Genomic DNA, 5,606 nt, shown 5'->3' with positions numbered 1-5,606 from the left:
TGTGTATGTGTATGTGTATTACATGCTATTTTTTAGAAATCAAAAGGAGAAAATGTAATGTATTTTAATCGTAAAAATGCAGAGCAAAAGAACTGGAGAATGATCAAAAAAGGAAAGCACTTCCTATTCGGTTGTTCTCTTGTTTTTGCGGTCGGAGCTAGCTTAGCTACTCAAGTGGTTCATGCAAACACAGCAGAAACTACTGTAGCAAATAACTCGACTACTGGGGATGTTAACCCTACACCGAACGGAGATGGCAAGACCTATGAGGCACCTGCTGCTGTAGCAGAAATCAAGCCAGAAGTTGCTACAACACCAGCTGTAGCAGAAAAACTTGATGGAGAAACTGCAAAAGAAGTTAAAACTTTAGACAAAACTAAACTAGAAAACTACATTGCAGAAATCGAAGCAAAATTAGCTAACGGAACATACGAAAACAAAACAGAAGAGAGTGTTGCGGTATTAAAAGCTGACTTAGAAGCTGCAAAAGCTACATTAGCAAACGCAACAACTCAAGCAGAAATTAAAAAAGCTTACAGCAAATTAGTAACTACAGCGAACACTAAATTAAAAAACAAACCTGTAGAGAAAAAAGAAACTCCAGCAGTAGACACTACTAACGGACAACCAACTGTAGGTAAAAAAGCAGAAAACACTGAGAAAAAATCAGAATCTAACTCAATCGAAAACACAGGATCTAACGACTCACGTAACGGTAAAGCATTAGATAAGAATAATGCTTTTAGAGCGGAAGTTGCCTATTCAGAAGGTACAAATGCAGCCGCAAATGGTCATAGTGATACCTATATCCTTAATGATGTTAATAAAGCCACGTCTACAGATGACGCTGTTAATGCAGTTTCTAGAGTTACAAATTATAAAGTTAAATATAATAAAGACGCTAGTGGGAAGATTACTTCATTAGATTGGCTTGTCTTTTATAATGATCATGCAGAAAATCTATCTAATACGTATAATACAGATGGAGGAGATGTATATCGAAATTTCATCCAAATTCCTGCAGAAGTTAATATGCCAACTAGCATTACACGTGCAAAATATAACTCTCCAATCCAAGGTAAATTAAATCCTAAAACTAAAAAACTTGAACGTACAAAACCTGATGGTTCAGCATTGAGTAGTTCTGTAACGTTTGAAAATCCAGCACCAGCTACAGCTGCTGGATTACCATTAGACAAAAAAGATACCTTTTCTCTGGCTTCTGGTTGGGAAAGTGGTATCTATGGTCGTTCTATAGAAAAACTTGCCGGTCAGGAGGACAGATATTTCAAGAGTGCGGCATCTAATTCTTCTCCGAGAACTAAAGAGTTATTGGATAATGTTGCCTTGAATGACAAACGTTTGATTGTGGATCGTTCGACTACGGGTGGTTCAGGTTATGATGGCTATGCATGGAGTTTTAGAACTGAAGTTCCTGCAACAACATCTAACGAACAGTTGAAAGATATGAAGGTTGTGTTTGGTATGATGCGTAGCGCCACTGCTGGTGCCAATGCAGGTTTCGCCAACATTGCAACTAACCCTATAAAGATGTGGCAGTCTGATGTTTCCACACCAACAGCGAAAGATCAAACTGTAAAAGTTGGTCAAAAACCAGATGCGACAAAATCAATTGGAAACTTAGATACTCTTCCAAAAGGAACAACAGTTAAGTACAAGGATGCAGTAGATACACAAACTCCAGGTGAAAAACGAGCAACAGCAGTTGTAACTTACCCGGATAAATCTACAAAAGAAGTTCCTGTAAAAGTAATTGTTGAAAAAGAAGCAGTAGCACCAGCTAAGCCAGTTACTCCAAAACCAGAAGCACCAAAACCAAGCACGCCAGCGCCAGATGCAGCAACTAACAAACCAGCGGCAGGTGCAGCAACTAACAAACCAGCGGCAGGTGCAGCGACTAACAATCCAGCAGCAACACCAACAACTAGTGGTCCAGAAATTGTCAATGATTTGGCAGGTAAAGCAAGTACGCCAGCGGATGTGACTATCAAAGCACCAGCAGGTTCAACTGTTAAGCTTTACAACACAGATGGTGTTGTGATCGGTGAAGCGGTAGCTAACGACCAAGGTGTAGCAACTGTTCACCCTACAAACAGTCTTCCAGAAGGAGAGATTACAGCTACTTCAACACCAGCAGGTGGAACAGAGTCAGCTAAGAGTGCACCGATTACAGTTACGAAAACACCATTAACTATTATTGATGGTGGGGTTACTGGTAATAATGATACTAGACTATTAGTAAGTAAAGAGACTATTACAGTATATCCTGGTGATAAAATTGATGTTGATGTTGTAGCTCAAGCTACAGCTTTAGAGAAATTTTCAGTTGAGAAAAATCCGACAGCTATAAAAGGAGTATTACCATCAGGGGGATACCTAGGATCTTCAAATGGAGCTACGATTAACCAACGTGATGCTAAATATAGTGGTACTGTTGCAATGGATCAGCCAGCAGGAACTAACAGTATTGTCTTTCATGCAAGTAATCGAGATAAACCAACAAAGATATACAGAGAACTTAAAGTAATAGTCCTTGAGACTGCTAAGAAATATGAACCAGTTGCAGGTACAAAAGTAGATATTGCAGATTCTAACGGCGTTAGTGAAACTGAAAAGAACAAGATTATCGAAGCAGTGAAATCTGCTAACCCGAGTCTTCCAGCAAATTCACAATACAGTGTGGATGAAAAAGGAAATCTTACTATCACTTATCCTGATGGATCAAAAGATAAGATTGCAGCAGCATATCTAGTAAATCCAGCAACTCCAGTAGTAGCTCCAACAGTAGAGATTCCTTACTCTAATAAAGCTACTAAAGAAGTTTATGTATACGGTGGGGAAGAAAATTCATTCGATATCAAATTCAAAGATGATAGCGGAAAAATTGCAAGTGCTACTGTAAAACAAGGTGGTAACAAAGCATTTGCTGATGTTGCAGGTGAAGCAAATACTATCAACACTCAGTATGGATTTAAAGCAAATGTTATCAATGCTGAAACTCCAGCGACAGCAGATGCACCAGCAGTCATTACTTACTCAGGTACTCCAGCAGCAACAGATGGTTTATCAAAAGAAAGACTAGATGCAGCAACTAAAGGAGAAAATCCAGAAGGTTTGGCTTTGGGATGGCGTTATGCAACTGCGACGGATAAAGATGGTGCATATATTGAGAATGGAGCAACAAATGCTTCAAACGCAACGGACCCAGGTTCATTCCGTGTCATGCTTAAGGGACAAACTCAAAAATATGACATTGCAACACCAACTGAAAAAGTTACTGTAGCAGATCCAGCTAACGTAACAGATGCTGACTTGGCTAAAATCAAAGAGAAGCTTCAACTTGAGTACTCTCAAAACAACGATGATGCTAACTTAGCAGACAAAAAAGGTACAGCTGTAGCTGATAAAGATGCTAAGATCCAATCAGTAACAAAAGATGACAAAGGAAATCTTGTTGTAACCTATAAAGATGGTTCTCAAGATAAAAAACCATTGTCAGAATTTGTAACTAAAGAAACAACAGCAGTAGCACCAACAGTAGAGATTCCTTACTCTAATAAAGATACTAAAGAAGTTTATGTATACGCTGGAGAAGAAAACTCATTCGATATCAAATTCAAAGATGATAGCGGAAAAATTGCAAGTGCCACTGTAAAACAAGGTGGTAACAAAGCGTTTGCTGATGTTGCAGGTGAAGCAAATACTATCAATACTCAGTATGGATTTAAAGCAAATGTTATCAATGCTGAGACTCCAGCGACAGAAAAAGCCCCAGCAGTCATTACTTATTCAGGTACTCCAGCAGCGACAGATGGTTTAGCAAAAGACAAACTAGAGGCAGCAACTAAAGGAGAAAATCCAGAAGGTATGGCTTTAGGATGGCGTTATGCAACTGCAACGGATAAAGATGGTGCATTTATTGAGAATAAAGCAGTAGGTAGCTCAACTGCAACTGATCCAGGTGCATTCCGTGTCATGCTTAAGGGTCAAACTCAAAAATATGACATTGCAACTCCAACTGAAAAAGTTACTGTAGCAGATCCAGCTAACGTAACAGATGCTGACCTGGCTAAAATCAAAGAGAAGCTTCAACTTGAGTACTCTCAAAACAATGATGACGCTAACTTAGCAGACAAAAAAGGTCAAGCTGTAGCTGATAAAGATGCTAAGATTAAATCAATCGAAAAAGATGCTGATGGAAATCTTGTTGTAACATATAAAGATGGTTCTCAAGATAAAAAACCATTATCAGAATTTGTAACTAAAGAAACAACAGTAGTAGCACCAACAGTAGAGATTCCTTACTCTAATAAAGCTACTAAAGAAGTTTATGTATACGCTGGAGAAGAAAACTCATTTGATATTAAATTCAAAGATGATAGCGGAAAAATTGCAAGTGCTACTGTAAAACAAGGTGGTAACAAAGCGTTTGCTGATGTTGCAGGTGAAGCAAATACTATCAATACACAATATGGATTTAAAGCAAATGTTATCAATGCTGAGACTCCAGCGACAGAAAAAGCCCCAGCAGTCATTACTTATTCAGGTACTCCAGCAGCGACAGATGGTTTAGCAAAAGACAAACTAGAGGCAGCAACTAAAGGAGAAAATCCAGAAGGTATGGCTTTAGGATGGCGTTATGCAACTGCAACGGATAAAGATGGTGCATTTATTGAGAATAAAGCAGTAGGTAGCTCAACTGCAACTGATCCAGGTGCATTCCGTGTTATGCTTAAGGGACAAACTCAAAAATATGATATTGCAACTCCAACTGAAAAAGTTACTGTAGCAGATCCAGCTAACGTAACAGAAGCTGAGTTGGCTAAAATCAAAGAAAAAGTCCAACTTGAGTACTCTCAAAACAACGATGATGCTAACTTTGCAGACAAAAAAGGTCAAGCTGTAGCTGATAAAGATGCTAAGATTAAATCAATCGAAAAAGATGCAGATGGAAATCTTGTTGTAACTTATAAAGATGGTTCTCAAGATAAGAAACCATTGTCAGAATTTGTAACTAAAAAACCAACAGATGCAGATAAGAACGAACCAACAGCTAAACCACAAACTGTAAACAAAGGAACAACACCAAAAGCAGAAGATTCAATCGGTAACTTGAAAGATCTTCCTAAGGGTACAACAGTAGCCTTCAAAGATCCAGTAGACACAACAACACCAGGTGAAAAACCTGCGACAGTAGTTGTAACTTACCCAGATGGTTCTAAGGAAGAAGTTCCAGTTAAAGTAACTGTTACAGACCCAAGTTCAAAACCAACAGATGCAGATAAGAACGAGCCAACACCAAAAGCTCAAACTGTAGATAAAGGAACTGAACCAAAAGCAGAAGATTCAATCGGTAACTTGAAAGATCTTCCTAAGGGTACAACAGTAGCCTTCAAGGATCCAGTAGACACAACAACACCAGGTGAAAAACCTGCGACAGTAGTTGTAACTTACCCAGATGGTTCTAAGGAAGAAGTTCCAGTTAAAGTAACTGTTACAGACCCAAGTTCACCTGAAGATCCAACAACTAAGGATACAGACGGCGATGGCTTGACTGATAAGGAAGAAGCAGACAAAGGAACAGA

The 5,606-nt window shown here is 38.8% G+C and carries 1 protein-coding gene; it reads left to right on the top strand.

The annotated features are described in order from the left end of the window. Positions 1 to 57: 57 nt before the first annotated feature. The coding region (locus HT734_RS09540; protein WP_240151652.1) for a Rib/alpha-like domain-containing protein at positions 58 to 5,606 on the top strand (5,549 nt) is incomplete at its 3' end.

The organism is Streptococcus sp. k-90 (genome assembly GCF_013277565.1).
Classification (GTDB): Bacteria; Bacillota; Bacilli; order Lactobacillales; family Streptococcaceae; genus Streptococcus.
This window is presented reverse-complemented; position numbering and strand designations above follow the sequence as displayed.